Source organism: Paraburkholderia sp. JPY465, from assembly GCF_050436725.1.
GTDB lineage: Bacteria > Pseudomonadota > Gammaproteobacteria > Burkholderiales > Burkholderiaceae > Paraburkholderia > Paraburkholderia youngii.
Genome location: NZ_JBNDMT010000002.1, coordinates 1,672,628 through 1,698,100, shown reverse-complemented (window position 1 = coordinate 1,698,100; position 25,473 = coordinate 1,672,628). Strand labels below are relative to the sequence as shown.

Here is a 25,473-nt window from a genome sequence, read left to right as displayed (position 1 = left end):
CCCGGGCGCGACGGCCCGGGAGCGTGGCGTTCACATCAAACCCGTCTCAGTGTTATTTGCTCGCGAGTTGCTGTTGCGTGTAGAAGCCGTCCTTTACGACGGTGTCGAGGTTCGCCTTCGTCAGCTTGGTCGGCTGCAGCAGCACCGTATCGACCTTCTTCTTGCCGTTGTCGTACTGCGCGTTGAACCCCGGCTTGTCACCCTTCGCCAGCGCGACCGACAGCTTGGCCGCTTCGCCCGCGATCAGCTTCAGCGGCTTGTAGACCGTCATCGTCTGCGTGCCGGCCGCCACGCGTTTCACCGCTGCGAGGTCGGCATCCTGGCCCGAGATGGGTACCTTGCCCGCGAGGCCTTGCGCCGCGAGTGCCTGGATCGCGCCGCCGGCGGTGCCGTCGTTCGAAGCGACGACTGCGTCGATCTTGTTGTTGTTCGCGGTCAGCGCGTCTTCCATGATGCGCAGCGCGGTCGATGCGCTCCACTCCGGCACCCACTGCTGGCCGACGACCTTGATGTCGCCCTTGTCGATTGCCGGTTGCAGCACCTTCAGCTGGCCCTGGCGCAGCATCTTCGCGTTGTTGTCGGTCGGTGCGCCGCCGAGCAGGAAGTAGTTGCCCTTCGGCCGCACGTCGTAGACGCCCTGCGCCTGCATTTCGCCGACTTTCTCGTTGTCGAACGAGATGTATGCGTCGATATCGGCGTCGAGGATCAGGCGGTCATACGACACGACCTTGATGCCCGCTTTGCGTGCTTCGGCCACCACGTTGCCGAGCGTCTTCGAATTGAACGGCACGATCACGATTACGTCGACGCCGCGCGAGATCAGGTTTTCGATCTGCGAGATCTGACGCTCTTCGCTCGCATCGGCCGACTGCACCGACACCTTCGCGCCGAGCTTTTCCGCTGCGGCGACGAAATAGTCGCGATCGCGCGACCAGCGCTCGACACGCAGATCGTCGATGCAGAAGCCGATTTCCGGATGATCCTTGCTGGCATGCGCGAGCGGCGCGGCGAGCGAAAGGCTGGCGAGTACCGCGCCGCACAGCAGCGAGCTCAGTACGTTACGACGCATTGCGAACTTCATTTTTGTCTCCTTCGTTAGTGATCGCCGGAATACCGGACGTATCGGTCTGCGCTGCGAGCCGCAGACTCGGACAAGCGACAACCCACAGCTTGCTGGTGCGCGCGGTCCGCGTGGCCGCGCGATCTTTATTCAACGTCCGCTATAAATCGCCTGATTTACGATGTTTTCCATCTGTTCCTGCTGCCCGCTCACATGCCGCGGATTCAGATCGCACGCCAGCGTGTCGGCCGCGAGCGTTGCCAGCGAATACTCGCCGGACAGGATCTTGCGGCCGAACTCGCCATCCCAGCCCGCGTAGCGTTGCCGCTTGAACTGCTCGAGTCGCTCGTTTTCGACCAGCACCGCCGCGCGTTCGAGACCGAGCGCGAGGTTATCGATCGCGCCGATGTGGCCATAAAACAGGTCTTCAGGATCGACACTCTGGCGCCGCACTTTCGCATCGAAGTTCATGCCGCCGGTCGTGAAGCCGCCGTGGCGCAGAATCTCGTAGAAGGCAGGTCAATTCCTCGACGCTGTTCGGGAATTGATCTGTATCCCAGCCATTTTGCGGATCGCCGCGATTCGCATCGACGCTGCCGAAGATGCCGAGCGCAAACGCGGTCGCAATCTCGTGATGGAACGAGTGGCCCGCGAGCGTCGCGTGATTGGCCTCGATGTTGACGCGGATCTCCTTGTCGAGACCGTGCTGCAACAGGAAGCCGTGCACGGTCGCGACGTCGTAGTCGTATTGGTGCTTGGTCGGCTCCTGCGGCTTCGGCTCGATCAGCAGCGTGCCCTTGAAACCGATCTGGTGCTTATGCTCGACCACCATGTGCAGGAAGCGCGCGAACTGCTCACGCTCGCGCACGAGGTCGGTGTTCAGCAGCGTGTCGTAGCCTTCCCGTCCGCCCCACAGCACGTAGTTCTCGCCGCCGAGGCGCAGCGTCGCGTCGAGCGCATGACGCACCTGGGTCGCCGCGAAGGCGAACACCTCCGGATTCGGGTTGGTCGCGGCGCCGGCCGCGTAACGCGGATGCGAAAACAGATTCGCGGTGCCCCACAGCAATTTGATACCGGTATCCTGCTGCTTGCGCGCGATGTAGTCGGATACGCGCAGGAAGTTTTCGCTGTATTCCTTGACGCTCGCGCCTTCGGGCGCGACGTCGGTATCGTGGAACGTGTAGTACGGCGTGCCGAGCTTCGAGAAGAATTCGAACGCGGCGTCGGCTTTCTGAAGCGCCCGCTCCATTGCGTCGCCGGGTTGCTGCCACGGCCGCCGGAACGTGCCCTGACCGAAGATATCGACGCCGGGCCATACGAACGTATGCCAATAGCACACGGCGATACGCAGATGCTCCTCGAGCGTTTTGCCGAGTACCTTCCTGGTTTTGTCGTAGTGACGGTACGCGAGCGGGTTGTCCGATTGCGGGCCTTCGTATCGAATCTCGGGAATGTGTTCGAAGTAGGACATCGGCGTCTCCGGTCGGCCCGAGTTGCCGCAAGGCGACTACTCGGGTCCCATGAAAGGTTTTCTTTGCATTCTTCACTGCGACCCGCGCGACTTGGCCGTGCAGGCCGACGAGGTGACGCAATGCTGCCGCTTGGACGATGTGCCGGCAATTGCGAAATTTCGCAGCGCGCTTGATGTTTCTTACCGCCCGCGCGTTTGTTTACTGCCGGCGCGCGATTCGACGCCTAGAATAGCCAGACGCTTAAAAACGGGATTGCCCCCAGGCACCCGACACAATGGAGACAAAGGCGCGTGGTCCATCGTCCGCACGCCGCACACCGCCATGACCCGTCCACAAGCACCTCAGACAACCCATCGGATCGCGCTGCTGTTCAACGCGAACAAGGTCTACGATCGCGAGATCATCACCGGCATCGGCAACTACCTGCTGTCGACGCGCGTCGCGTGGGATCTCTTCCTGGAAGAGGACTTCCGCTGCCGGCTCGCCGGTATCCAGCGCTTCGACGGCGACGGCATCATCGCGGACTTCGACGATCCCGCCGTTGGCGAAGCCCTGCGCGACTGTCCGCTGCCGGTGGTCGCGGTCGGTTCGTCATATGAAGATCCGACGCAGTACCCCTCGGATTTACCCTATATCGCGACCGACAACAGCAAGCTCGTGTCGCTCGCGTACACGCATCTGATCGGCGCGGGCCTCGAAAACTTCGCGCTGTACAGCCTGCCGCAGGCGCAGGAAAACCGTTGGGCGCAACAGCGCGAACTCGCCTTCGCGCATCTGCGCAGCGCGGACGGACGCAGCGCGGCGCAGATCGATAGCGAGATCTATCGCGGTCTGTCGACGAGCGCGCCCTCCTGGAATCAGGCCATCGAACAACTGACCACATGGCTGCGGCAACTGCCGAAGCCGGTCGGCATCATCGCGGTGACCGACGCGCGTGCACGGCATTTGCTCCAGGCATGTCTGATCGCGGGCATTCCGGTGCCCGAGGAAGTCGCGATCATCGGCATCGACAACGATCCGCTCACGCGCACGCTGACGCGCATTCCGCTGTCGTCGGTGATACAGGGGACCGAGGAAATGGGCCGTACCGCCGCGCACATCCTGCATCAGATGCTGCACGGGGCGCGCTTTCCGGGGCGCCGCATTCTGGTGCCGCCGGTCGGCATCAACGTGCTCGAATCGACGCGGCATCAGCCGCTCGCGAGTCCGTACGTGATGCGCGCGCGCCATTTCATTCGCCAGTACGCGTGCCAAGGCATCCGCACCGAGCAGGTGGCCGACTATGTGGGCGTGTCGCGTTCGTCGCTCGAAGAGTATTTCCGGCGCGAGCGGCAATGCACCGTGCATCAGGAGATCCTGCGCCACAAGCTCGACGTCGCGAAGTCGCTGCTCGCGAAACGCGATGCGTCGAGCGCGGAGGTCGCGATTCGTTGCGGCTTCACGTCGCTGCAATACATGTACGCGGTTTTTCGCCGCGAACTCGGCTGCACGCCGCGCGAATACCAGGAGCGCGTAGGCCCGAAGACGAAAACCACTGGCTGAGCATGCTTTTCTATTTTTTCTTCGCACCGACCACATGATCAGCATCGCACAACTCTCTTCCGAACCATGGGGCACGCTGCAGGGCGGCGATCGAGTCCGGCTCTATACGCTGCGTAATGCACATGGCATGAAAGTCGCCATCAGCGACCTCGGCGCGACGCTGGTTTCGTGGCACGCGCCGGATCGCGCCGGACGTCTCGGCGATATTCTGCTCGGCCACGACACGCCCGCCGAGTACGTGGCGGCCTCGACTTACATGGGCGGACTGATCGGCCGCTGGGCGAACCGGATTGCGGGCGCGCGCTTTGCGCTCGACGGCATCGAGTACACGCTGGATCGCAACGAAGGCCCGAACCTGCTGCATGGCGGCACGGTCGGTTTTCATCGCGCGTTGTGGGACGTGGCCGAGGACGACGGCGCGCTGCTGATGCGCCTGGAGTCACCCGAAGGCGACGCCGGTTTTCCGGGCAACGTGACGGTGCAGGTGCGCTATTCGCTCGACGACGACGGCACACTGACGATCGGCTACGAAGCGATCACCGACGCGCCGACGCCACTCAATCTGACCAGCCATCCGTACTTCAACCTGACCGGGCGCGCGGGCACCGACATTCGCGGCCACGTGCTGTCGATCGACGCCGAGCGCTTTTTCGAAGTCGACGCGACGATGATTCCGTGCAAGCTCGCCGACGTCGCGGGCAACGCATTCGACTTCCGGCAGAGCGCGCCGATTGGCGGCCGGCTCGACTGGCCGCACTCGCAACTCGCGCGCGCTGGCGGCTTCGATCATTGCTACGTGCTGCGCGAGGCGCCGACAGACGCGATAAACGGCGACCACGGCCACGCGCCGCCGCTGCGCGAAGTAGCCTGCGCATACGATCCCGGCAGCGGACGCGAACTGACCGTCGCGACCGATCAGCGGGGCTTGCAGTTTTACACGGGCAACGCGTTGAACGGCAACCCGGGACGCGGCGGCGTTCGCTATCAACGGCACGCCGGCTTGTGCCTCGAGGCGGGCGGTTTTCCGAACGAGGTCAATATGAGCGGCCTGGACGAAGTGATCGTGCGACCCGGCGATACTTACCGGCAAATCACGACTTATCGCGTCGATGTGCGCGAAGGTGTGTGACCAGATTCACGGGCGCTTTTCCAGTGTTTTACGAACACCGCGACGGCGAGATTACAGCTCGCCGACTAGCCGTTCTCTGCAATACTGAATTAGTCGACTAGTGGTTTTCCCGAAGTACGCACCCTTCTAGACTGTTTTTATGGCGCCGGCATCCTGCGGCGCCCGATAGACAACTACGGAGGGAAACATCATGAAATCGCTTATCCAGGCAGTTGTACTTACGGCCTTGATCGCTGCTGCGCCGGTCGCGTCGTTGGCACAATCGGAACAGCCGATCACGCGAGCCGAAGTCAAAGCGGAACTGCAGCAACTCGAACAGAATGGCTATAACCCGGCCATCTCGCTCGATGCGCAGTATCCCGCGGACATTCAGGCGGCCGAGGCACGCGTCGCCGCGATGAACGGGAAGGGACAAGCCGATACCTCGGGTTACGGGTCGCCGATGGGCGGATCGTCGCAATCAGGCCATCATCCGATGGTAGTTAATCCGGACGGTCAATAACGAGTCGCGAACGTGTTGCGAATATCCGCAGCGAGGAAAGACTCGTGAGTTAGCGGCTTTCCAGTCTTTGCGGTTTTCGCCGTTTCTGACCGATATGAAGCGAGCGCATGTTTTCAACGCATGCGCTCGCTTTTCTACTTATGTGCGGCGCTAACAACGTACCGCTAGTTCCGACGCCGCCGCGGATTCAGCCTGACCGTGCTTGCGGGCATTTCGTCTGATACCAGATGTTCACCTGACGCTGCGCGCGTTCGAGACTCGCCGGATAGTCGGGATCAAAGCGTCGTTCAGGGTGGTAGCCTGCCTGCTGCAGAGCTGTCAGTTCGCTCATGCTCCGCTGATGCGTGGCCGGCGCCTTGTTCCTGAGGTCGGTCAGGTCCTGGCATTGCGTCGCACTCAGATGGGTTTGCGCGCCGCCGTTCCCGCCGCCCGCGGCGCAGCCAACGAGTGTGAGGAACAACAGGGCAGGGATCGACCGCATCTGCGTGGCGATGTTCATGTCGCGCCTCCTTGATGAAAGTGTCCTTCGCATTTCTGAGCCGGCTTGTTCGCCTGTCAGCATTTTGAATTATTCGCACCACCTGTGAAAGTCGCCGCCAATTTCATCAGCCGCGCTTTCGATACGGACATAGACTTTCCCCTGGTGAATGCCGATTTGCCCACGCATCAGTTGAACCGACGTTTTCCCCTCAACGAGGGAGCCGCGCTCCCTCACCCCAAGGAGACCCGCGATGCCCCGCACCGCCGCTGAAAAACGCGCCGCTTTCCGCGCGCTGCACTCGTCTGGCTGTTTCGTGCTGCCCAATCCGTGGGACGCGGGCAGCGCCCGTTATCTGCATACGCTCGGCTTCAAGGCGCTCGCCACTACCAGTTCTGGTTTTGCGTGGTCGACCGGACACGCGGACAACACCTTGCCGCGCGAAACGATCCTCGCCCACCTGCGGGCGATCGTCGATGCGACCGATCTGCCGGTCAACGCCGACTTCGAAAACGGCTTCGGCCGCGATCCGGACGAAGTCGCCGAGAGCGTGGCGCTCGCGGTGGCAACGGGCGTCGCGGGTCTGTCGATCGAGGACTCGACCGGCAACCCCGCCGCGCCGCTGTTTCCGGTCGACGTCGCGGTGCAACGGCTCAGCGCGGCGCGCCGTGCGATCGATCAGAACGGCGGCGATACGCTGCTGGTGGGCCGCGCGGAAAACTTCGTCGCCGGCAAGCCCGATCTCGACGATGCGATCGCGCGGCTGAAGGCCTATGCGGCGGCGGGCGCCGACTGCCTGTATGCGCCCGGCATCCAGACGCCCGAGCAGATCGAAGCAGTGGTCGCGGCCGTCGCGCCGAAGCCGGTCAATCTGCTGATCGGCTCGACATCGACGCTGACGTTGCAGGACGTGGCCGCCCTCGGCGTGCGGCGGATCAGCGTCGGCGGCGGCCTCGCTCGCGCGGCGTGGGGTGGCTTCATGCAGGCCGCTCAGGCGCTGGCCGATGGCCGCTTCGACTTCACCGGCGCGGTGGCGGGCAAGCAGCTCAACGAGCTTTTCAATCGCAATGCGTGAAAGACGGCGTGCGCACAGGTGTTCGCGCGCCGCGTCGACGTGATTGGGAAAGCGGCGGCGTTTCCGATGAGAAAAGCGCGCGAGCGCCTGAATCGGCGTCCAAAGGCACTGTTCACGCCAAATGTTATGATCGGAAACATTGCTCGCTCCGATCTAGCGCATACCCGACCCGCAGCAAACCTCATGGACACCCATCTCACCAAATCCGCCGACACCGCGTCCACCGATCTCGGCCGGCGCGTGCGCGCCGCCCGTCAGGCGCAGGATCTGACGCTCGAAACCGCGAGCCGTCTGTGCGGCGTCTCCCGCTCGACACTGTCGAAAATCGAAAACGGCCTGATGTCCCCCACTTTCGACGTGCTGCAGAAAATCGTGCTGGGCCTGAAGATCGAAATCGGCGAACTGTTCGGCTCGACGCCGAAAGTCAGCGCGAGCGGCCGGCGCGCGCTGACGCGCAAAAACGAAGGCCAGCGCCACGCGTATCGCGGCTATCAGATGGAGTTGCTCGCTACCGATCTCGCGCACAAGGCGATGCTGCCGTTTCGCATCCGCATCTCGGCGCACACGCTCGACGCTTTCGACGACTGGGGCCGCCACGAAGGCGAGGAGTTTCTCTACGTGATCAGCGGCAGCGTGTGCCTCTATTCGGAGCTGTACGCGCCGACGCATCTGAACGCGGGCGACAGCCTCTACTTCGACAGCCGCACGGGTCACGCGGCGGTGTCGACCGGCGAGGAAGACGCCGAAGTGTTGTGGATGGCGACCAATGCGGACCTTCCGCATACACCGCCTGCCGCGAACGATTCAGCGAAGAAATAGCGCGCCCTGCACGGCGCGCGTGTACTCAGCGCGCCGCCAGCGCGCGTTGCGCGAGTTGCGCGATATGCAATGCGTGTCGCCCCGTACCGTGCTCGATCTGCTCGCGACAACTGAAGCCGTTGGTCAGCACGATCGTTTCCGCGTTGGCCGCCATCGCGTCGCGCACCGCCGGAAATAGCTTGTCCTCGCCGATCTTTTCCGACAACGCGTGATGCTCGACATTGAAGCCGAACGATCCCGCCATCCCGCAGCAACCGGTATCGAGCAGCTTCCATCTGACGCCGAGCTTGTTCAGCAGCGCCGCATCGCCCTGCATGCCGAATAGCGCCTTCTGATGACAATGGCCATGCACGATCACGTTGGCCGCGAGCGTCGGCCACTCGAACGGCTGACGCGCGACGAAATCGGCGAACAGATACGTTTGGGCGGACAGCTTCTTCGCCAACGCATGATCGGGGAGTTGTTTCAGCAACTCGTCCTTGAACACCGATAGACAGCCAGGCTCCAGACCGACCAGCGGCACGCCGGCGGCGATGTCGTCCGCGAGATCGTCGACGATATGCGTAAGCAGTTCGCGCGCGCGTTCGAGCAGACCGAAGTCGTATAGCGGACGCCCGCAGCACAGACGCTTCTTCGGCAGCACCACGTGCCAGCCGAGTTGCGCGAGCACATCAGCTGCGGCCCGCGCGATCTCGGGCGTGAAATGGTCGTTGAACGTGTCGACCCACAGGATCACTTTCTTTGCGTCGCCGCCGCGCGCATCAATCGCGGATGCTTGCGACGATGCGCTCCGTCTATAAGTCGCGGCGGCAAAGCGCGGCAACGCACGGGTCTGCGCCACACCCGCCATCCATTTGCCGAGCGCGGACAAACCGGGCGCCGTCGTCAGAAAATTGGTCACGCGGGAAAAACGCGCGGCCCACGGCGCCCATTCGCCGATCCGCCCCATGAACAGCGCCTGACGCGGCCGCCGATTGTTCTCATAGTAGTGAGAAAGGAACTCCGCCTTGTACGACGCCATGTCCGTATGCGTCGGGCAATCGGATTTGCAGCCCTTGCATGCGAGGCAGGTATCGAGCGCATCTTTCACTTCGCGGCTGTTCCAGCCATCGGCGATCACGTCGCCTTGCAGCATTTCCCAGAACAGATGCGCGCGCCCGCGCGTCGAGTACTTTTCCTCGCGCGTGCCGCGATAGCTCGGACACATCGTGCCGCCTTCGAGCGAGCGGCATTTGCCCATGCCGATGCAGCGTTCGATCGCACGCTGAAAGCCGTCGCCTTCCTGGCTCGCGAACGCGAGCTTCGTATGCAGCGTTACCGGCTTGTACGCGGGACCCGTGCGCAGGTTTTCGTCGGCGCGGTATGCATGCACGACCTTGCCCGGATTCAAACGATTCGCCGGGTCCCAGATCGCCTTGAATTGCTCCATTGCCTGCATCAGTTCAGGGCCGTACATGATCGGCAGAAACTCGGCCTTCGCCTGGCCATCGCCGTGTTCGCCCGACAGCGAGCCGCCGAATTCGACCACCAGTTCCGCCGCTTCGCGCAAGAACCCGCGCCACGTCGCGATACCTTCCGCGCTGCGCAGATCGAACGTGATGCGCGCGTGCACGCAGCCGTCGCCGAAATGGCCGTACAGGCTCGTCTCGTAGCCATAGCGATCGACGAGCGCCTGAAACGCGCGCAGATAATCGCCGAGCCGCAGCGGATCGACCGCGGCGTCTTCCCACCCGACCACCGGATCGGGCTTGTCGCGATCCACCGATAATGCAACCGCCGACGCGCCGGTCTCACGAATCGACCACACCTTCGCCTGCAATGCGCGATCTTCGACGAGCACCGTCGAGATATCCGGACCCGCCGCGCCCGACTGAAAATACGCGGCGGCGTCGCGCGCCTGCTGCAGTACTTCATGCTGCGTATCCGCGCCGAATTCGAGCACGACCCACGCATCGCCTTCGGGCAGCAGTGCGATCTCATCCTTCTTCAGACCGCGCGCCTGCAAGCCGCGAATGATCGCGCGGTCGAGTCCCTCGACTGCGATCGGCCCGCAGCGCATGAAATGCGGCACGGCGTCCGCCGCCGTATAAATGTCGGTAAAGCCGACCACGACGATCACGCGCCTCGCCGGACTCTTCACGAGCCTCACTTTGGCCTGCAACGTGACCGCGCAGGTGCCTTCGCTGCCAACCAGCGCACGCGCGACGTTGAAGCCGTTTTCCGGCAGCAGTTGATCGAGATTGAAGCCCGACACGCGCCGCTTGATCCGCGGGAACTTCGCGCGAATCCGTTCCGCGTAGGTGTCGCGCAGTTGCTTGAGCTCCGCGTAGATTTCGCCTTGACGACCACCCGCCGCGATGATTCGTTCGAGTTCTTCTTCGGAGGTCGGGCCGACCCAGAAACGCGCGCCGTCGAAGGTGGCGATTTCGAGCGCCTCGATGTTCTCGACGGTCTTGCCGGCCATCACCGAATGCGCGCCGCACGAGTTGTTCGCAATCATGCCGCCTAGCGTGCAGCGGCTATGCGTGGCGGGATCGGGCGCGAACGTGAGACCGTGCTGTTCGGCGGCATCGCGCAACGAGTCGCACACGACGCCCGGCTCGACGATCGCGACGCCCGCCAGCGGATCGATCGAGACGACGCGGTTCAGATACTTGCTCGCATCGGCGACGACCGCGACGTTCACGCACTGGCCGTTCTGCGACGTGCCGCCGCCGCGCGCGAGGAACGGCACGTCGTTGCGACGGCATGCGGCGAGTGTCGCGAGCAGATCGTCGAGATCGGCCGGCACCACCACACCGAGCGGGATTTGCCGATAGTTCGACGCATCCGACGCATACAGTGCTTTGGAACCCTGATCGAAGCGCACTTCGCCGCGCACATGCTGGCGCAGGTCGCTTTCGAGCGCGTGCAATACCGCGGCGCTGCCCGCGAAAGGCCTGGCGACATGCGGTTCATTCGAAGCGCCGCGCTCGCCGACCCCGCGCTCTTCATCCAATGACAATGACGTCCCCACTGCGCACCTCGTCTGCGATGCCGGCGCTCGCGCCGTCGTATGCGCTCAGGCCGCCTGGCTTGCGGTCATCCGGAAGATGCCCTGTGCGTTGCCCGCGTCGAAACGCAGGTCCGTTTCCCAGCGGCGCGTGTCCTGATCGAAACTGCGCTTGCGGGTGATGAATTCGTAGAATGAGCCCGGCACGTCGCGCATGACGACACTGCCGTCGGCCGCGCGAAATTCGCGCTGCACGAGATCCGCGCGATACGCGGTCTGGAACACGCGCCCGGAACGCGAATGCTCGACTTCCGGCTTCATCGGCCGGCCCTTCGCCTTCTCTTCGTCCGACAGCTTGAATACATCCGCGACGCGGTCGGTCGCGTGATTGAACGCGTTACCTTCGGTCGCGATCCACGCCATCTCCGCCGATTCCTTCAACAATACTTCGTAGTCGGCTTCGCGTGGCATCTCGTGCTGACGCGCGAACGCACCGACTATTACCGGTAGCAACTCTTGCGCCGCATCGATCGGCAGCACGCCGTCGCGTTCGAGTTCCCACAACAGGCCATTAGCGCGCGGCGTCAACGGATCGCGCGATGCACCGATCACGTTCGTCACCGCCTGCTGGAACGCCGCGGAAAAACGTTCCGGGTGCAGTTCACTGACGAAGAACTGCGCGATCTCGTCGGGCGCGTCGTCATGCGCCCACGCGCGGCCGGTCATGCCGAGCCGATCGAGCGCATAACGGCCGTTGATCCGAAAGCCGAGCGGCCGCAGGATGCGCGCGAACGCGGCCTCGCCGGGTGGCAGTGCGCCGCTGTGCGGCCAGCGCACGGTGCGCAGGGCGCCATGATCGAAGTACACGCTGCCGCCGCCGGCGACGGTTTCCTCCGTATAGCGGCGGCCGTTTTCCGAGCGCGCGAGCAGATCGTCGAACAGCGCCATGTTCATCGCCTGCGCGAGTTCCGCACGCGTGACGCTGCCGCTTTCCCACTCGTTCAACACATGCGGATGATTCAGCGTCGCAAACAGGCGCGCGGTTTTCTCCGCGCCCAGCAGTTTCACTAGCAGTTGTTCGACCTTCGCATTCTTCGAGTTTCGCATCCGGCTTCTCCACGCTATACGCTGAGCGCCCCCAGAAGCGCTCATGACGGGCGAGATTATTCAAAATCCGCTCCGCCCCCGTAAAGCGAGATAAAATCGCCACTTGATGCGTTTTTGGAATTAACGTGCGAAAGTTCAAGATTCCCAACATGGGCGCGCTGCTCGCGTTCGAAGCCGCGGCGCGGCACGAGAGCTTCACGCATGCGGCGCGCGAGCTGTTCCTGACCGAAAGCGCGGTGTCACGACAGATCAATACGCTCGAAAGCAATCTCGGCGTGCGGCTGTTCGTGCGCGTCAAGCAACGCGTGGTGCTGACACGCGCGGGCAAGGTCTACAGCGCGCAGGTGCGACGCTCGCTCGAACACCTCGATCGCGACACGTTGTCGATCATCGCGCACGGCAGCGGCGGCGGTTATCTGGAACTCGCGGTATTGCCGACGTTCGCATCGCAATGGCTGATTCCGCGCATGGCCACATTCAATGAACGATACCCGGACGTGCGCGTGAACATGGGCGTGCGTACCGCGACGTTCCCTTTCGCCGACACGCATTTCGAAGCGGCGATTCACTACGGCAAGCCGACGTGGCCGGGTACATCGGCCGATTTTCTGTTCAGCGAGGAAGTCGTGCCGGTCTGCGCGGCGAGTCTGCTGAAGCGGCCGATCCGCAATGTCGCCGAACTGCTCAACTATCCGCTGCTGCATTCGACGACGCGACCCGATGGCTGGGCAACCTGGTTCGCGAATTTCGGCGTCGACGACAACCGCACGATGCAGGGCGTGCGCTACGAACTGCACACGATGCTGATCAGCGCGGCCGCGGCCGGACTCGGCATTGCGCTGGTGCCGCGCTTTTTCGTCGACACGCAGTTGCAGCAGTTCGGTCTCGTGATTCCGTTCGACGGACCCGCCGTCGCCGACGCCGCGTATTACCTCGTGTACCCAACCGAGTTGAGCCACGGCAAACCGCTCGCGAATTTCCGCGAGTGGCTGCTGCGCGAAGCGGCCGCGTACGGTGCGATTTATCCGGAGTTGGCGGAGCGGCCCGAGGGGGCGTGAGGAAAACAGCAGTCACATGCGTGATTGGATCAATCACACATGCGACCGTGTGAAACTCAGTTGCCGGCGCGCGCCTGCGCCAATGCGGCCAGGTTGCCTTCGCCGAAGCCATGATGTCCCTGGCGTTGCACGATCTCGAAGAAGATCTCGCCAGCGCGACGGCGCACGAAGGTCTGGAAAAACAGCAGCGGCACGCCGTCCGCGCCGATCTCGCCATCCACGAGCACGTGCGTGCGCCGCAGCCGCTCGACATCGAGCCCGTGGCCCGGCAAGCGCGCATCGAGCTGCTCGTAGTAGCGCGGCGGCGGCTCGACGAATTCGACGCCGTTCGCGAGCAGACGCTCCACGCACGCGAAGATGTCGTCGGTAGCGAGCGCGATGTGCTGCACGCCTTCGCCCGGATGATCGGGCAGATACTCGTGCATCAGGTTGGTCCGGCGCGTGCCTTCCTCGTACAGCGGTATGCGGATCGCGCCGCACGGCGACACCATCACGCGCGATTCCGCCGACACGTGCCAATTCGCGTGCAACTCGTGAATCTCGCGGAAATTCAGCAGGTCGCGATAGAAGTCGATCCACTCCTGCATGCGGCCTTCGCCCACGGTTTGCGTCAAATGGTCGACCGCGATCAGGCCGCTGCCCGCGTGACTCAGATCGGCCTCGGCCGTGTCGATTTCGATGGGGCGGAAGTCGATGTCGAAGATCGAGATGTCGCCGAGGCCGCCGCGCTGGCCGCCGCGCCCGCGCCAGCGATCGACGAAATAGATGTGCGAATCGCCGATGCCTTGAATCGCCGGAATCAGCAGTTCGCCGGCACCGAGACGTTCGCCCTCGAACTCCCACGCGCCGAGTTCCACCGCGCGTTCGAACGCGCGCTGCGCGTTGGCGACCCGAATCCCGATCGCGCAGATGCCGACCCCGTATTCCTCCGCGTAGCGCGCCGCGAACGAATCGGGCTCCGCGTTGATCAGGAAATTCATCTCGCCCTGACGGTACAGCGTCACGTCCTTGCTGATATGACGCGCAATCGCCTTGAAGCCGAGCCGCTTGAAGGTCTCGCCGAGCGCTTGCGGATCGCGGGCGGCGAATTCGACGAATTCGAGGCCGGCCGTGCCGAGCGGATTGTGCTCCGGCGCCATTACGGCGTGCTGCGCGGCCTCGGGAGTGGGCAAGTCGCTGGGCATGGCAATCTCCTTGTACGGTCTTTCGATGCGGCGGCCGGTCGTTCCGGGATTCAGCGCGAACCGTTCCGGCCGTTCGCGTGGTCTGCGTGACGCTCGCCCGCTCGTGGCTTGCACGCGGTGTGCCGCGAAAAAAACGGGCTGCGGCGGCTTTCGCACCGTGTTTTTACACCGGGTCGCGGGGCATTCGCAACCGTCATTTTGTACTGGATGGTTCATCCATCGACCGGCATGCCGATGGGCGCGCGGGGACATACGTGCGGCAGGCCGCCGAATCACTCGAGCGGCGCGTCGCCCGGACCGCTTTTGCGCACCGTTTTGCCGCCGGTTTTAGCGGTGTTTTTGCCCGCATCCTTGCCCGACACTGCCGCCATTCTGCCCCGCGCGACCTCGCGCACCGCCTCGATGAACGCGCGCCCCACCGCCGACGGCTGCGTATCCGAGCGACGGATCAGCCCCACCGGCTCGCCGGTGCCCGCAAACGGCAACGGCAAGCGCACCAGCATGCCGTGCGCGAGTTCGTATTCGACCGCGCTTTGCGGCACGAACCACACCGCGCCGTTTTCGAGCGTCAGCGCACGCCCCGTCGATACCGACAACACCTCGACGAACCCCGACAACGGCGCCACGCCCCACGCGCTCAGCAGGCTTTCGGTCGACTGGCGGATCAGCGTGCCGAACGGCGGCAGCACGATCGGAAAATCGTCCAGCGACGTGGCCGGCAAGGCCGTTCCCTGCGCGAGCGGATGCCCGGCGCGCACGACCGCGATCAGCGGCTCGGTAAACAGTTGCTCGAAGCTCAGGCCGACCATCCGCTCGGGGTCCGCGAGGCGGCCGATCGCGAATTCGATCGAGCCCGCTTTCAGGCGTTCGAGCAATTCCGGATTTGCGCCGGTCGCGAGGCGCACGATCACGCGCGGCCACTGCGTCGAGAACTGTTTCAGCACGGGCGGTATCAGCGCCGCGGCGACGGTGGGCAGCACGCCGACTTCGAGCGTCGCGGCGGCCGCGCCCTCGTCGCGCGCGAGCAGATCGACGCCCTGGCGCAGCGCGCTCACGCAGGCGCTTGCGTGCGGCATGAAAAGCTGCCCCTCGCGCGTCGGCACCGCGCCGTGACGGCCGCGCTCGAACAGCTTCACGCCGAGAATGGTTTCCAGCTCGGCGACGGTCTTCGATACCGCCGGCTGCGTGATCGACAGACTGTCCGCCGCCCGCTGGACGCTGCCGAACTGCGCGACGGCCAGAAAGCACTGGAGATGACGAAATTTGACGCGGCTATCCGCGAGACTGCGTTGCATAACGAAAGGTTATACGAAACGGGCAAAAACGTCATTTTTCATAACCGCCTGCTTTGTATAAAGTGCGAGTCATAACGCCGCATCCCCCGATTCCTCCAACGGAGACACTTCATGGAAGATTCAATTCTTTCCCCGCGAGATTTCGCGTCCCATCCCGAGTACATCTATCCGCTGTACGGTTCGTCGGTCAAGCGCGGCCCGACCCGTCCGCTGATTCCGCTGAAAGAACGTCTGCGCGACCAGCGCGTGCCGGTCTACGGCACCGACGACCTCGACGCGCTCGACAACGACCTGACCCGCAACGCGGTGCGCAATGGCGAACCGCTCGGCGAGCGCATCATCGTGACGGGCCGCGTGCTCGACGAAGGCGGCCGTCCGGTGCGCAACACGCTCGTGGAAATCTGGCAGGCGAACGCCGCCGGCCGCTATGTGCACAAAGCCGACCAGCACGACGCGCCGCTCGATCCGAACTTCCTCGGCGCGGGCCGCTGCATCACTGACAACGAAGGCCGTTATCGCTTCCTGACCATCAAGCCGGGCGCGTATCCGTGGGGCAACCATCCGAACGCATGGCGTCCGCAGCACATCCACTTCTCGCTGTTCGGCGACCACTTCGGCTCGCGTCTCGTCACGCAGATGTACTTCCCCGGCGATCCGCTGCTCGCGTTCGACCCGATCTACCAAGGCACGCCGGAGAGCGCCCGTGAGCGCATGATCTCGAAGTTCTCGCTCGACACTACGCAAGAGGCCTATGCGCTCGGCTACGATTTCGACATCGTGCTGCGCGGCCCGAACGAAACCCCGATGGAGCGCTAAGCCATGACGACTCTTAAGCAAACGCCTTCGCAAACCGTTGGTCCGTACTTCGCCTACGGTCTTGTCCCGCAGCAATACGACTTCGACTACAAGAGCCTGTTCACCAACGTTCTGGCCGAGATGGAAGCGGCCGGCGAGCACATCACGATCGTCGGTCAGGTGTTCGACGGCGACGGCAAGGTAGTCGGCGACGCGATGATCGAAATGTCGCAAGTCGACTCGAACGGCCACTATCCGGAATCGCGCGACGAGATCCTGAAGACCGGTTTTCACGGCTTTGCGCGCGTCGGCACCGGTACGGACCCGCATAAGCGCTTTATCGTCGAGACGGTGAAGCCGGGCCGCGCGAACCCCGACGAAGCGCCGTACATCGACGTGATCCTGACGATGCGCGGCATGCTGCTGCACACGTTCACGCGCATCTATTTCGAGGACGAAGCGCAGGCGAACGAGCAGGACGCCGTGCTGGCGTCGGTGCCGGCCGAGCGCCGTGGCACGCTGATCGCGCGCCGCGTTGCCGGGACGGCCAACGTGTATCGCTTCGACATCCACATGCAGGGCGACAAGGAAACCGTGTTTTTCGACCTGTGATGCGCGGTCTGTCGCGAAACTCCGAGCAGTAACGATTAAGCCCGCCTCGCGCGGGCTTTTTTTCGCGCGGGCGTTTCGCGGTGCGGCTGCGCGCGCTCAGCAGCGGAAGTGATCGATGCTCTGTCCGGCGTGAATCGCGCGCGCGAGCCACGCCGGTTTATCGCCGTGACCGTCCCACGTGTTGCCGAACGCGTCGCGATACTGCACCGCGGCCACGGCGTTCGCATCGGCTTCGAGCGATTCGGCCAGTGCTTCGAGGGTGATGTTGTGGTCGTCCATGCGTCGGCGGATCCACGCGATCATGCGCTCGCGCAGGTTCTCGTCGCGTTCGAACAGTCGTTGTTGTCCTTCTCGTTGTTTCATAACGTATTGGTGTCGCAGCTCTTGCTGGCATTAGACAAACTGGCAACTCGCATAGCAACGCGAGGCTCGTGCTTAATTCAATTTGAACGAATGCAATTCGACGAATTCACGCGATCCCTGCAAATGCGTAAAAACCCGCATTTGCAACTGATGCCTGTCAGAGTCTGGATTAAAGCGCTGGGATCAAGCGAATCGGCTACTCGAAGAATCGAAGGGGGCTCGAATTGCGCCCGTGTTTCGCTTCGTGCGTCGCCTCGTCGTGGCGAGGGAACATTATCGAAAGCGATTCTAGCATTCGATGTATTTTGGCCGCAGCAAAGAAGTTTTTCTAATTGTACTGATTGCGGTACTTCCGAGTTTTCGGTAATCGTGGCTTCCACCATCCGATTGGCGGACAATGCGAAACTCGGGATTCGCCAGAACATCTGGCATCGGCCCGACATCAGGAGACACGACCATGCCCGCCTCGACCGCCATCCTCACGATCCTCGCCGCGCTGCTATTGGGCGCGATGAGTCCGGGGCCCAGCTTCGTCATCGTCGCGCGCAACGCGATCGGTCTGTCGCGCGGCGACGGTCTCGCCACGGCGCTCGGCATGGGCATCGGTGGTGTGTTTTTTAGCGGCATCGCGCTGCTTGGGCTCTATACGCTGCTCGCGACGGTCGAATGGCTCTACGTCGGGCTGAAAGTAGCCGGCGGCGTCTACCTCGTTTATCTGGCGTCGAAAATCTGGCGCGGCGCCGCGAAGCCGCTCGCGTTCAGCGAAACGCAAACCAGCAATGGCGTCAATCCGCGCAAGTCGTTCTGGATCGGCTTGAGCACGCAGCTCAGCAATCCGAAAACGGCCGTCTATTACGGCAGTATCTTCGCCGCGCTGCTGCCGCAGCACCCGCCGGTGTGGTGCTATTTCGCGCTGCCGCCGGCGATCTTCGCGATCGAAGCGGGCTGGTACACGATCGTCGCTCTGTGCTTTTCGAGCCAACGTCCGCGCGAAATCTATCTGCGCTGGAAGGCGTGGATCGACCGCATCGCCGCGAGCGCGGTCACCGCGCTGGGCCTGCGGCTGATTCTGAACGCGCACAAGGTGGGGATTTGACCTCAGCATGAAACGGCGCGCGCCGACGTGACTCGGTGCGCGCCGCCGTGAGACAGCGGTAGTCGCGACGCGTTACGCCTTCCCCTCCGCCTTGATCCGCGCGCGCAACTCGAACTTCTGGATCTTCCCCGTCGAGGTTTTCGGCAACTCGCCAAAGCGCACCGCCTTCGGCAACTTGTAGCCGGCCAGGAACAGCCGGCAGTGCGCGATGATTTCCTCCTCGGTCGCCTGCGCGCCTTCCTTCAACTCGACGAACGCGCACGGCACCTCGCCCCACTTCGGATCGGCCATCGCGACCACCGCCGCCACCGACACCGCCGGATGCCGGTACAGCGTGTCCTCGACCTCGATGCTCGAAATGTTCTCGCCACCCGAAATGATGATGTCCTTGCTGCGGTCGCGGATGCGGATATAGCCGTCGGCCGTGCGCACGCCAAGATCGCCGGTGTGGAACCAGCCGCCTTTAAAAGCGGCTTCGGTCGCGCGCTCGTTCTTCAGATAGCCCTTCATGCAGATGTTGCCGCGAAACATGATCTCGCCGATCGTTTCGCCGTCGTCCGGCACCGGCGCGAGCGTGTCCGCATCGAGCACCGCGACCGCCGCCTGCAGGTGATACCGCACGCCCTGGCGTGCGGTCAGGTCGGCGCTGATTTGCTCGTCGAGCGCGTCCCACTCCTGTTGCTTCGCGCAGACGGCCGCCGGCCCGTAGGTTTCGGTGAGCCCGTACACGTGCGTCAGATCGAAGCCGATCTGCTTCATCTTCGCGATCACTGCGGGCGGCGGCGCGGCACCCGCGACCATCGTCGACACGCGATGCGTAATGCCCTCGCGCCATTCGGCCGGCGCGTTCGCGAGCGAACTCTGTACGATCGGCGCTCCGCAGTAGTGCGTGATGCGCTCGCGGCGAATCAGCTCGAACACCGTCTTCGCGTCGAACTTGCGCAGACAGACGTTGACGCCCGCGCGCGCGGCCACGGTCCACGGAAAGCACCAGCCGTTGCAGTGAAACATCGGCAGCGTCCACAGATAGACCGCATGCTTCGGCATATCCCATTCGAGAATATTGCTCAGCGCGTTCAGATACGCGCCACGGTGATGGTAGACGACGCCCTTCGGGTCACCGGTCGTGCCCGACGTGTAGTTCAGCGCGATCGCGTCCCATTCGTCGGTGGGCGGAGTCCACTCGTAGGACGGGTCGCCGGTTTGCAGGAACTGCTCGTAGTCGGTCGCGCGGATGAACTGCGCGGCGTCGGCGGGCTGCGCATCGGCCACGCTGATCACGCGCAGCTCCGGGAATTCGAGCGCAGCGCGATGCGCGAACTCGCCATATTCCGTATCGACGATCAGCGCCTTCGCCTCCCCGTGGCGCAGCATGAACAGCAGCGTCGCGACGTCGAGCCGCGTGTTCAGCGTATTCAGCACGGCGCCGGCCATCGGCACGCCGAAGTGCGCCTCCACCATCGCCGGGATGTTCGGCAGCAGCGCGGCGACCGTATCGCCGCGGCCGATGCCGGCCCCGTGCAGCGCGCTCGCGAGCCGCCGCGCGCGCTCATAGGTCTCGCGCCAGTTCCGGCGGGTCTCCCCGTGGATGATCGCGAGCCGCTCGCCATACACTTGCGCTGCGCGCACGAGGAAATCGATCGGCGTCAACGGGACATAATTGGCCTCGCGCCGCCCGAGGCCTTCGTCGAACATGTGCTGTGTCATTGCTTCGTCTCCTGAGGCGCGAGCCGCGCCGCCGATGGTTGTGATCGTTTTCTATGAATAACCAGCGCCTAGCCTAGCAATTGTCGTCATGAACTGTCTGTCATTCAAATGACAGAGTGGCGCCACTGACGTCCCGCCTTGACCTGGCTCAGCCGGAACCGCTCCCAAGCCGCTTATCGCCGATGACCGACGCTCCTCTCACCGACCGCGCCGACTCCCGCCCGCCGCAACGCGTCGCGCTCGCCGACCTTGCGCGGCTGTTCTCCACCTGCGCATGGTTTCGCGCGCTCGCCGCCGAGCATCAGGCGATGGTGCTCGCCAGCGCGCACGCCGAGCACTTTGAAGGCGGCGCGTGGATCGCGCGTCGCCAGCAACCGTCCGACTATTGGATCGGCGTGCACTCGGGGCTAATCAAGCTCGCTATCTACAATGCGTCGGGCCGCAGCTGCACGCTGTCGGGCGTGCCGCCGGGCGGCTGGTTCGGCGAAGGCAGCGTGATCAAGCGCGAGTTGCGCAAGTACGACGTGGCCGCGATCCAGCCGTCGCTGGTGATGTTCGTGCCGTCCGCGACCTTCCATGCGCTGCTCGAAGCGAGCCTGCCGTTCACGGGTTTCGTGATCCGCCAATTGAACAACCGGATGGGGGAATTCATCGCGTCGATCCAGAACAGCCGGCTGCTCGACGTGGACGCTCGCGTCGCGCAATCGCTCGCGCAGCTGTTCAACCCGGATCTGTATCCGGACACGGGCCGCACATTGGCGATTTCGCAGGAAGAGGTCGGTCTGCTCGCGGGGGTGTCGCGGCAGCGCATCAATCAGGCGCTGCAGAACCTCGAGAAGCTGCGGATTTTGCGTCTGTCGTATAACCAGATCGAAGTGCTCGATCTCGAGCGGTTAGGTGCGTACGGACGAGAGCAGATCTAGCGGCGCGGCTGGCGCGGGCTACCCGGCGCGCACGCCGCCCTTGCGTGTCGCGCGCGTTTGGATTGCGGCGTCGGTCTTGAACAGCGCGAGCATGATCGCGCTCAACACGCCCGATCTTTTCCAGCGCAGATAGTAGCGATGCGCGGTCTGGTACGGCACGTAGTGCCCGGGCATCGCGCTCCACGGCGCACGGGTGTGCAGCACCCACATCACGCTATTGAGCACGTGGCGAATATCGATCGGCGGACGACCACGCCGCGGGACGCCGTCATGCAGGGTTTCGGGCAATAGCGGCGCGACCTGTTGCCATTGCTCGTCGGTCAATTCCTGAACGACCGGCGTGGTCCCGATGGATTCGGAAGATGGACGATTCATGCGTGAAAGCGCACGCGTCAGGCGCGTGCTGGCGTCGCTCCAAAAGTAGTGTCGATACATCAACTCGTTCGAGACTACTCGAAGCTTGCCTGGGAGAAAGTCAACTTTTGTGATCCGAGCCGACGCAATCGTCAAAAATGGCAATAGGTTATTGCGTCAAAGCCCTGATGGCCCAACGCGGATCGTGGTCTATGATCGGCGCGCCCGGCGCCGCCGCCCCTCGGCGCGCGCCGCGGCCGAACTAGAAAATCTCTCTCCACACGCAGGAAATCCCTTGAGACACATCCGCTTTATCAAGGCTGCCGCGCTCGTCGGCGGCGCCGCGCTTGCCGTGACGTCCGAACAGGCTTCGGCACAAAGCTCGATCACGCTGTACGGCGTCGCCGACGTCAGCGTGCGCTATCTGACGAACTCCAACGCCAAAAACGACGACCGTCTGTACATGACCAACGGCGCGATCACCAACAGCCGCTGGGGTCTGCGCGGCTCGGAAGATCTCGGCGGCGGCCTGAAGGCGATCTTCGATCTGGAAAGCGGTATCAACCTGCAGAACGGCTCGGCCTCGGATAGCCAGCGCATTTTCAATCGCAACGCATACGTCGGCGTCAGCAGTCAGTACGGCACGCTGACGCTCGGTCGCCAGAAGACGCCGCTGTTCGACCTGCTCGGCGACACCTACGACCCGCTCACGGTAGGCAACTACAACGAGAACTCGTGGCTGCCTGGCGCGCTCGGCGCGGGGCTGTACGCGGATAACGCGGTCAAATACACGGGCACGTTCAAAGGTCTGACGGTGGCCGCGATGTACTCGTTCGGTACGAACTCGCAATCGACCGGCGAGGGCGGCTTCTCGGGCCAGGTGCCGGGCCATCTCGGCGCGGGCAACATGTACGGCTTCACGCTGTCGTACGTGGCGGGTCCGTTGTCGGTCGCGGCCGGCGTGCAGCAGAACATCGACAACAGCAATCACAAGCAGACCATCTTCAACGCGAACGCGGTGTATGCGTTCAGTTCGACGAAGCTGTACGTCGGCTACCTGCATTCGAAGGACGACACCGGCTTCGTCGACAGCGCGCTCGCACAGCAGACGCTCGTGCCGGGCGTCGATATCGTCAAGGGCTCGGGCCGCATCGACAATGGACCGTTCGCCGGCGTCACGTGGCAGGCCACGCGCGCGCTGACGCTGACGGGCGCCGCGTACTACGACCACATGTCGAACGCGGCGATCGGCAATGGTCAGGTCGGCAGCGGCTATCGCTACACGTTCGTCGGATTGGCCGAGTACGCGCTGTCGAAGCGTACCGAGGTGTACGGCACCGTCGATTTCGACAAGGTGTCTGGCGCGGCCTCGGTCGAACTGCCGGGCCGCAACAACCAGACCGGCGTTGCGCTCGGTCTGCGGACGATTTTCTAAGTCTCCGGGTCGTAATGCCAAAACGGGCGCCCCCAGGGACGCCCGTTTTTTTGGCTCGCATACGGAAACCGGCTTACCGGTTTGCCGCGCGCATAAAAAAAGGTGCCGCGAACGGCACCTTTCTGTACTACAGGCAGCTTCTGCTGAAGCTTAGAAGCGGTGACGCAGACCGACCGTAGCAGCCGTCTGGTTCTTCGACGACGAGGTCGGAACCGTGTTGTCGCCGCTGTAGATCGAAGCCACGCCGCCGTCGCCCATTGCGTGCTGATACACAGCCTGAGCGTAGACGTCGGTGCGACGCGACAGCGAGTAGTCAGCCTGCAGGCCGATCTGGTGGTAACGGGTCTTCATGTCGTTACCGTCGGCGTTGATGCCGTAGCCGCGTGCGTCGGTGAACGTGTACGCAACGCCGAGAGCCATCGCCGGGGTCACGTTGTACTTGCCGTTGATTTCGTAGTTGTTGGTGTGGCCTTGACGCTGACCAGCTGCTGCACCAACCAGGTTGTCGATGCGCGATTGCGTCCAGGCCACGCCGACCAGCGCCGGGCCGAAGCCGTACGAAGCGCCTGCGCCGAACTGACGCTGACGGAAGTTGCCCGTCAGGACGCCCGCGGTGTTCGCCACGACGCCGTCCGATGCGCCGCTCGTGTTAGCAGCCGGGTTGTTTTGCTGTACGTACGCAGCACCGAGGTGCAGGCCTTGCCACTGGTATGCAGCGCCCAAGCTGTACTGGCGGTTGTTTGCGAAGTTACCAGCCTGGTTCGAGAAGCCGTACGTGCCGCCGAACGTGAAGCCAGCGTAGTTAGCGCTCGAGTACTTGACCGAGTTGTTGACCGACAGACCACCGTTGGTGCTCAGGTTGTCGTTGTTGAACGGGTGCGCGAAGTTCGTGCCGCCCCAGCTGCCCGTTGCGGTCAGCGGTGCAAGGTAGTCCTGCGCTGCGTCGTACTGGCGACCCAGCGTGACCGTACCGAATTGCGCGCTCGACAGACCGACGAAGGCCTGACGGTTGAACATGCCCTTGTTGTTAGCGAACTGGCCGTTGTTGATGTTGAAGCCGCTTTCCAACGTGAAGATTGCCTTCAGACCGCCGCCCAGATCTTCCGAGCCACGCAGGCCGAAGCGGCTCTGGTCGATGCCGCCGCTATTTGCTGCCCACTTGGAGCTGCCAGCAACGTTGCTGGTGTAGGTCAGACCTGCGTCGATCAGACCGTACAGGGTCACGCTGCTTTGTGCGTGAGCGACCGAAGCGAACGATGCGGCAGCCGCAACGACGATGAGACTCTTTTTCATGGGAACTCCAATTCGAAAAATTTATACGGGGAGCAGGACCTGCCTCAGCAGCCGATGCATCGCATCTGCCGCCGCCCGCTTGGCCGACCCGTTCGGATCGACCGGGCACCCTTGAAGCGAAGCGTGAGTGTAGGGGGACACCCTGGTATCGACGCCGACAATTCACGCAACAGGGTTTTTCGAATTTCGCAACAATGCTGGAGCCGATGGGGATAACTTCTTGTTTTTCCGACGTTTATCGCAAGATCTAAGTGCCGGATCGCCAGCCCCAATCAAAACGAATTTGCAACGCGCCAATATTCGAAGTTGTGCGTTTGCAACAGTGTTTTAATACGCGCGACGTAATCGGGTCGGAGCAAATCGACGAAAAGACCGTCGATATTTCTGGTAATCGAATGGCTCGAATGACGGTTTTCCGCGTTGTTTTAAATTTACTTTGAGCTCAAGGGAACTTAATGGGGTTAATGCAGTCTTCTTGGCTCATGTGGCAATTAATCGTTTCGAGCGAGAACGATTAACTCGTCGAATCGACAAGACCGCCTATTCACCTGGTCTTTATTGGCCAAGGTAAACAGTTGCTGCCACTCCCTGGCAGCACAACGGTCTTAGCCTGTCGCGTCGAATCAGCATTCACTATTGAGACACCGCCATTGCGGCGGTCTTCTGATTTCACGCTTTAGCAAGCACCCTCAGTCACGTCTCTAAAGATGCACTCGCGACCACTCGAAAAAGCCTTCAGCACGGGCATTGCCCGGAGGTGAATTGCGGCGCCGGCCGCCGCGTGACAAGACCCGCGCTGAAAGCGGACGGCGTGCATCAACAGGCCTTCCACATTCAATTAACGGCCGGGCGGCACCCGCATTTACACGGAGTTTCCCTGATTACGCGCGATCAGCGCTTATGGCTTGCGGGGAGCGCGCTCGAGCGCCTCCTCGTCCTCGGGCGAGGAACCCGGAGCGAGCGGGTCGGTATCGGGCGGCGTGTCGGGCAATGGACGCGGCTCGCAGTCGGATTCCTCGAGCGGCTGATTCGGAGGCGCGACGGGATCGATGGTTGGGTCGGTTTGCATGACGGCCTCCACGTGGACGGGAACTTCTCCCTACGCTGGATGCGCAACGGCTATTCCTGCGATCGCTGGCAAGCTCGCCGGCGGCGGCGCCTGTAGAAGTTGCGTTGGCTCGA

At 63.2% G+C, this 25,473-nt stretch carries 22 protein-coding genes and 1 pseudogene; 11 read left to right on the top strand and 12 right to left on the bottom strand.

From position 1 onward, the window contains the following. Positions 1 to 52: 52 nt before the first annotated feature. Positions 53 to 1,081 carry a D-xylose ABC transporter substrate-binding protein gene (gene xylF, locus QFZ94_RS09860; RefSeq protein ID WP_013093030.1) on the bottom strand — a complete coding sequence of 343 codons (1,029 nt, stop codon included), beginning with the start codon at positions 1,079 to 1,081 and terminating at the stop codon, positions 53 to 55. 129 nt (positions 1,082 to 1,210) lie between these two features. Beyond that, positions 1,211 to 2,531: pseudogene (gene xylA, locus QFZ94_RS09855) on the bottom strand (xylose isomerase). Positions 2,532 to 2,853: 322 nt separating this feature from the next. Here xylA and QFZ94_RS09850 point away from each other — a divergent pair. From QFZ94_RS09850 to QFZ94_RS09840, 3 genes are all read left to right on the top strand, one after another. Next, a complete protein-coding gene (locus tag QFZ94_RS09850) occupies positions 2,854 to 4,074 on the top strand; it encodes a XylR family transcriptional regulator (RefSeq protein WP_018433875.1) in 1,221 nt (406 codons plus the stop codon). A 34-nt stretch (positions 4,075 to 4,108) separates the two neighbouring features. Further along, positions 4,109 to 5,203: an aldose epimerase family protein gene (locus QFZ94_RS09845; RefSeq protein WP_410848834.1), complete on the top strand. Its 1,095-nt coding sequence runs from the start codon at positions 4,109 to 4,111 to the stop codon at positions 5,201 to 5,203. 190 nt (positions 5,204 to 5,393) lie between these two features. After that, on the top strand, positions 5,394 to 5,705 hold the full coding sequence (locus QFZ94_RS09840) for a DUF4148 domain-containing protein (RefSeq protein ID WP_429456533.1): 312 nt from the start codon (positions 5,394 to 5,396) through the stop codon (positions 5,703 to 5,705). 187 nt (positions 5,706 to 5,892) lie between these two features. Here the strand turns inward: QFZ94_RS09840 and QFZ94_RS09835 are convergent, their stop codons facing one another. Continuing rightward, positions 5,893 to 6,204, bottom strand: a complete 312-nt coding sequence (locus QFZ94_RS09835; RefSeq protein WP_429456531.1) for a hypothetical protein — start codon at positions 6,202 to 6,204, stop codon at positions 5,893 to 5,895. Between the two features lie 232 nt (positions 6,205 to 6,436). Here QFZ94_RS09835 and QFZ94_RS09830 point away from each other — a divergent pair, with 232 nt between their 5' ends. Continuing rightward, on the top strand, positions 6,437 to 7,258 hold the full coding sequence (locus QFZ94_RS09830) for an isocitrate lyase/PEP mutase family protein (RefSeq protein ID WP_429456529.1): 822 nt from the start codon (positions 6,437 to 6,439) through the stop codon (positions 7,256 to 7,258). Between the two features lie 183 nt (positions 7,259 to 7,441). Beyond that, on the top strand, positions 7,442 to 8,077 hold the full coding sequence (locus tag QFZ94_RS09825; RefSeq protein ID WP_429456527.1) for a helix-turn-helix domain-containing protein: 636 nt from the start codon (positions 7,442 to 7,444) through the stop codon (positions 8,075 to 8,077). Positions 8,078 to 8,102: 25 nt separating this feature from the next. On the opposite strand, the gene QFZ94_RS09820 is transcribed toward QFZ94_RS09825, so the two are convergent. Both QFZ94_RS09820 and QFZ94_RS09815 read right to left on the bottom strand, forming a co-directional pair. Then, positions 8,103 to 11,093, bottom strand: coding sequence for an FAD-binding and (Fe-S)-binding domain-containing protein (locus QFZ94_RS09820; protein ID WP_429456525.1), 2,991 nt, complete (start codon positions 11,091 to 11,093; stop codon positions 8,103 to 8,105). A gap of 45 nt (positions 11,094 to 11,138) precedes the next feature. Next, positions 11,139 to 12,176, bottom strand: a complete 1,038-nt coding sequence (locus tag QFZ94_RS09815; protein WP_429456523.1) for a DUF1338 domain-containing protein — start codon at positions 12,174 to 12,176, stop codon at positions 11,139 to 11,141. A 125-nt stretch (positions 12,177 to 12,301) separates the two neighbouring features. Here QFZ94_RS09815 and QFZ94_RS09810 point away from each other — a divergent pair, with 125 nt between their 5' ends. Further along, positions 12,302 to 13,234 carry a LysR substrate-binding domain-containing protein gene (locus tag QFZ94_RS09810; RefSeq protein ID WP_429456521.1) on the top strand — a complete coding sequence of 311 codons (933 nt, stop codon included), beginning with the start codon at positions 12,302 to 12,304 and terminating at the stop codon, positions 13,232 to 13,234. A gap of 56 nt (positions 13,235 to 13,290) precedes the next feature. Here the strand turns inward: QFZ94_RS09810 and QFZ94_RS09805 are convergent, their stop codons facing one another. Further along, positions 13,291 to 14,418 (bottom strand): 4-hydroxyphenylpyruvate dioxygenase family protein, encoded by a 1,128-nt coding sequence (locus tag QFZ94_RS09805; protein ID WP_410848827.1) that lies wholly within the window; start codon positions 14,416 to 14,418, stop codon positions 13,291 to 13,293. Positions 14,419 to 14,690: 272 nt separating this feature from the next. Further along, complete coding sequence (gene pcaQ / locus QFZ94_RS09800) at positions 14,691 to 15,713, bottom strand: pca operon transcription factor PcaQ (protein ID WP_368584096.1); 1,023 nt, start codon at positions 15,711 to 15,713, stop codon at positions 14,691 to 14,693. Between the two features lie 111 nt (positions 15,714 to 15,824). Between pcaQ and pcaH the strand changes: the two genes are divergently transcribed. Next, positions 15,825 to 16,529, top strand: a complete 705-nt coding sequence (gene pcaH / locus QFZ94_RS09795; protein ID WP_429456519.1) for a protocatechuate 3,4-dioxygenase subunit beta — start codon at positions 15,825 to 15,827, stop codon at positions 16,527 to 16,529. Positions 16,530 to 16,532: 3 nt separating this feature from the next. Continuing rightward, complete coding sequence (gene pcaG, locus QFZ94_RS09790) at positions 16,533 to 17,120, top strand: protocatechuate 3,4-dioxygenase subunit alpha (RefSeq protein ID WP_368584098.1); 588 nt, start codon at positions 16,533 to 16,535, stop codon at positions 17,118 to 17,120. Positions 17,121 to 17,216: 96 nt separating this feature from the next. On the opposite strand, the gene QFZ94_RS09785 is transcribed toward pcaG, so the two are convergent. Continuing rightward, positions 17,217 to 17,483 carry an H-NS family nucleoid-associated regulatory protein gene (locus QFZ94_RS09785; protein WP_368584099.1) on the bottom strand — a complete coding sequence of 89 codons (267 nt, stop codon included), beginning with the start codon at positions 17,481 to 17,483 and terminating at the stop codon, positions 17,217 to 17,219. A 457-nt stretch (positions 17,484 to 17,940) separates the two neighbouring features. On the opposite strand from QFZ94_RS09785, the gene QFZ94_RS09780 reads away from it, so the two are divergent. Continuing rightward, complete coding sequence (locus QFZ94_RS09780; RefSeq protein WP_429456516.1) at positions 17,941 to 18,579, top strand: LysE family translocator; 639 nt, start codon at positions 17,941 to 17,943, stop codon at positions 18,577 to 18,579. Between the two features lie 72 nt (positions 18,580 to 18,651). Here the strand turns inward: QFZ94_RS09780 and QFZ94_RS09775 are convergent, their stop codons facing one another. Then, positions 18,652 to 20,286 (bottom strand): acyl-CoA synthetase, encoded by a 1,635-nt coding sequence (locus QFZ94_RS09775; protein ID WP_429456514.1) that lies wholly within the window; start codon positions 20,284 to 20,286, stop codon positions 18,652 to 18,654. A 182-nt stretch (positions 20,287 to 20,468) separates the two neighbouring features. Here QFZ94_RS09775 and QFZ94_RS09770 point away from each other — a divergent pair, with 182 nt between their 5' ends. Further along, complete coding sequence (locus tag QFZ94_RS09770; RefSeq protein ID WP_368584102.1) at positions 20,469 to 21,209, top strand: Crp/Fnr family transcriptional regulator; 741 nt, start codon at positions 20,469 to 20,471, stop codon at positions 21,207 to 21,209. A gap of 18 nt (positions 21,210 to 21,227) precedes the next feature. Here QFZ94_RS09770 and QFZ94_RS09765 read toward each other — a convergent pair whose 3' ends face one another. Continuing rightward, positions 21,228 to 21,584 carry a transposase gene (locus tag QFZ94_RS09765; protein ID WP_410848822.1) on the bottom strand — a complete coding sequence of 119 codons (357 nt, stop codon included), beginning with the start codon at positions 21,582 to 21,584 and terminating at the stop codon, positions 21,228 to 21,230. A 283-nt stretch (positions 21,585 to 21,867) separates the two neighbouring features. Between QFZ94_RS09765 and QFZ94_RS09760 the strand changes: the two genes are divergently transcribed. Further along, a complete protein-coding gene (locus tag QFZ94_RS09760) occupies positions 21,868 to 22,998 on the top strand; it encodes a porin (protein ID WP_429457747.1) in 1,131 nt (376 codons plus the stop codon). 150 nt (positions 22,999 to 23,148) lie between these two features. On the opposite strand, the gene QFZ94_RS09755 is transcribed toward QFZ94_RS09760, so the two are convergent. Together QFZ94_RS09755 and QFZ94_RS09750 are read right to left on the bottom strand one after the other, a co-directional pair. Beyond that, positions 23,149 to 24,291: a porin gene (locus QFZ94_RS09755; protein ID WP_368584105.1), complete on the bottom strand. Its 1,143-nt coding sequence runs from the start codon at positions 24,289 to 24,291 to the stop codon at positions 23,149 to 23,151. A gap of 898 nt (positions 24,292 to 25,189) precedes the next feature. Beyond that, entirely contained in the window at positions 25,190 to 25,360 is a 171-nt protein-coding gene (locus QFZ94_RS09750; protein WP_429456511.1) for a hypothetical protein, read from the bottom strand. Positions 25,361 to 25,473: the final 113 nt, after the last annotated feature.

Coding starts and splice junctions, on each gene's coding strand:
- QFZ94_RS09765 (WP_410848822.1), bottom strand. CDS start 21,584: ATGAATCGTCCATCTTCCGAATCCATCGGGACCACGCCGGTCGTTCAG.
- QFZ94_RS09780 (WP_429456516.1), top strand. CDS start 17,941: ATGCCCGCCTCGACCGCCATCCTCACGATCCTCGCCGCGCTGCTATTG.
- xylF (WP_013093030.1), bottom strand. CDS start 1,081: ATGAAGTTCGCAATGCGTCGTAACGTACTGAGCTCGCTGCTGTGCGGC.
- QFZ94_RS09815 (WP_429456523.1), bottom strand. CDS start 12,176: ATGCGAAACTCGAAGAATGCGAAGGTCGAACAACTGCTAGTGAAACTG.
- QFZ94_RS09825 (WP_429456527.1), top strand. CDS start 7,442: ATGGACACCCATCTCACCAAATCCGCCGACACCGCGTCCACCGATCTC.
- QFZ94_RS09845 (WP_410848834.1), top strand. CDS start 4,109: ATGATCAGCATCGCACAACTCTCTTCCGAACCATGGGGCACGCTGCAG.
- QFZ94_RS09770 (WP_368584102.1), top strand. CDS start 20,469: ATGACCGACGCTCCTCTCACCGACCGCGCCGACTCCCGCCCGCCGCAA.
- QFZ94_RS09830 (WP_429456529.1), top strand. CDS start 6,437: ATGCCCCGCACCGCCGCTGAAAAACGCGCCGCTTTCCGCGCGCTGCAC.
- pcaH (WP_429456519.1), top strand. CDS start 15,825: ATGGAAGATTCAATTCTTTCCCCGCGAGATTTCGCGTCCCATCCCGAG.
- QFZ94_RS09840 (WP_429456533.1), top strand. CDS start 5,394: ATGAAATCGCTTATCCAGGCAGTTGTACTTACGGCCTTGATCGCTGCT.
- QFZ94_RS09750 (WP_429456511.1), bottom strand. CDS start 25,360: ATGCAAACCGACCCAACCATCGATCCCGTCGCGCCTCCGAATCAGCCG.
- pcaQ (WP_368584096.1), bottom strand. CDS start 15,713: ATGCAACGCAGTCTCGCGGATAGCCGCGTCAAATTTCGTCATCTCCAG.
- pcaG (WP_368584098.1), top strand. CDS start 16,533: ATGACGACTCTTAAGCAAACGCCTTCGCAAACCGTTGGTCCGTACTTC.
- QFZ94_RS09755 (WP_368584105.1), bottom strand. CDS start 24,291: ATGAAAAAGAGTCTCATCGTCGTTGCGGCTGCCGCATCGTTCGCTTCG.
- QFZ94_RS09785 (WP_368584099.1), bottom strand. CDS start 17,483: ATGAAACAACGAGAAGGACAACAACGACTGTTCGAACGCGACGAGAAC.
- QFZ94_RS09805 (WP_410848827.1), bottom strand. CDS start 14,418: ATGCCCAGCGACTTGCCCACTCCCGAGGCCGCGCAGCACGCCGTAATG.
- QFZ94_RS09835 (WP_429456531.1), bottom strand. CDS start 6,204: ATGAACATCGCCACGCAGATGCGGTCGATCCCTGCCCTGTTGTTCCTC.
- QFZ94_RS09850 (WP_018433875.1), top strand. CDS start 2,854: ATGACCCGTCCACAAGCACCTCAGACAACCCATCGGATCGCGCTGCTG.
- QFZ94_RS09775 (WP_429456514.1), bottom strand. CDS start 20,286: ATGACACAGCACATGTTCGACGAAGGCCTCGGGCGGCGCGAGGCCAAT.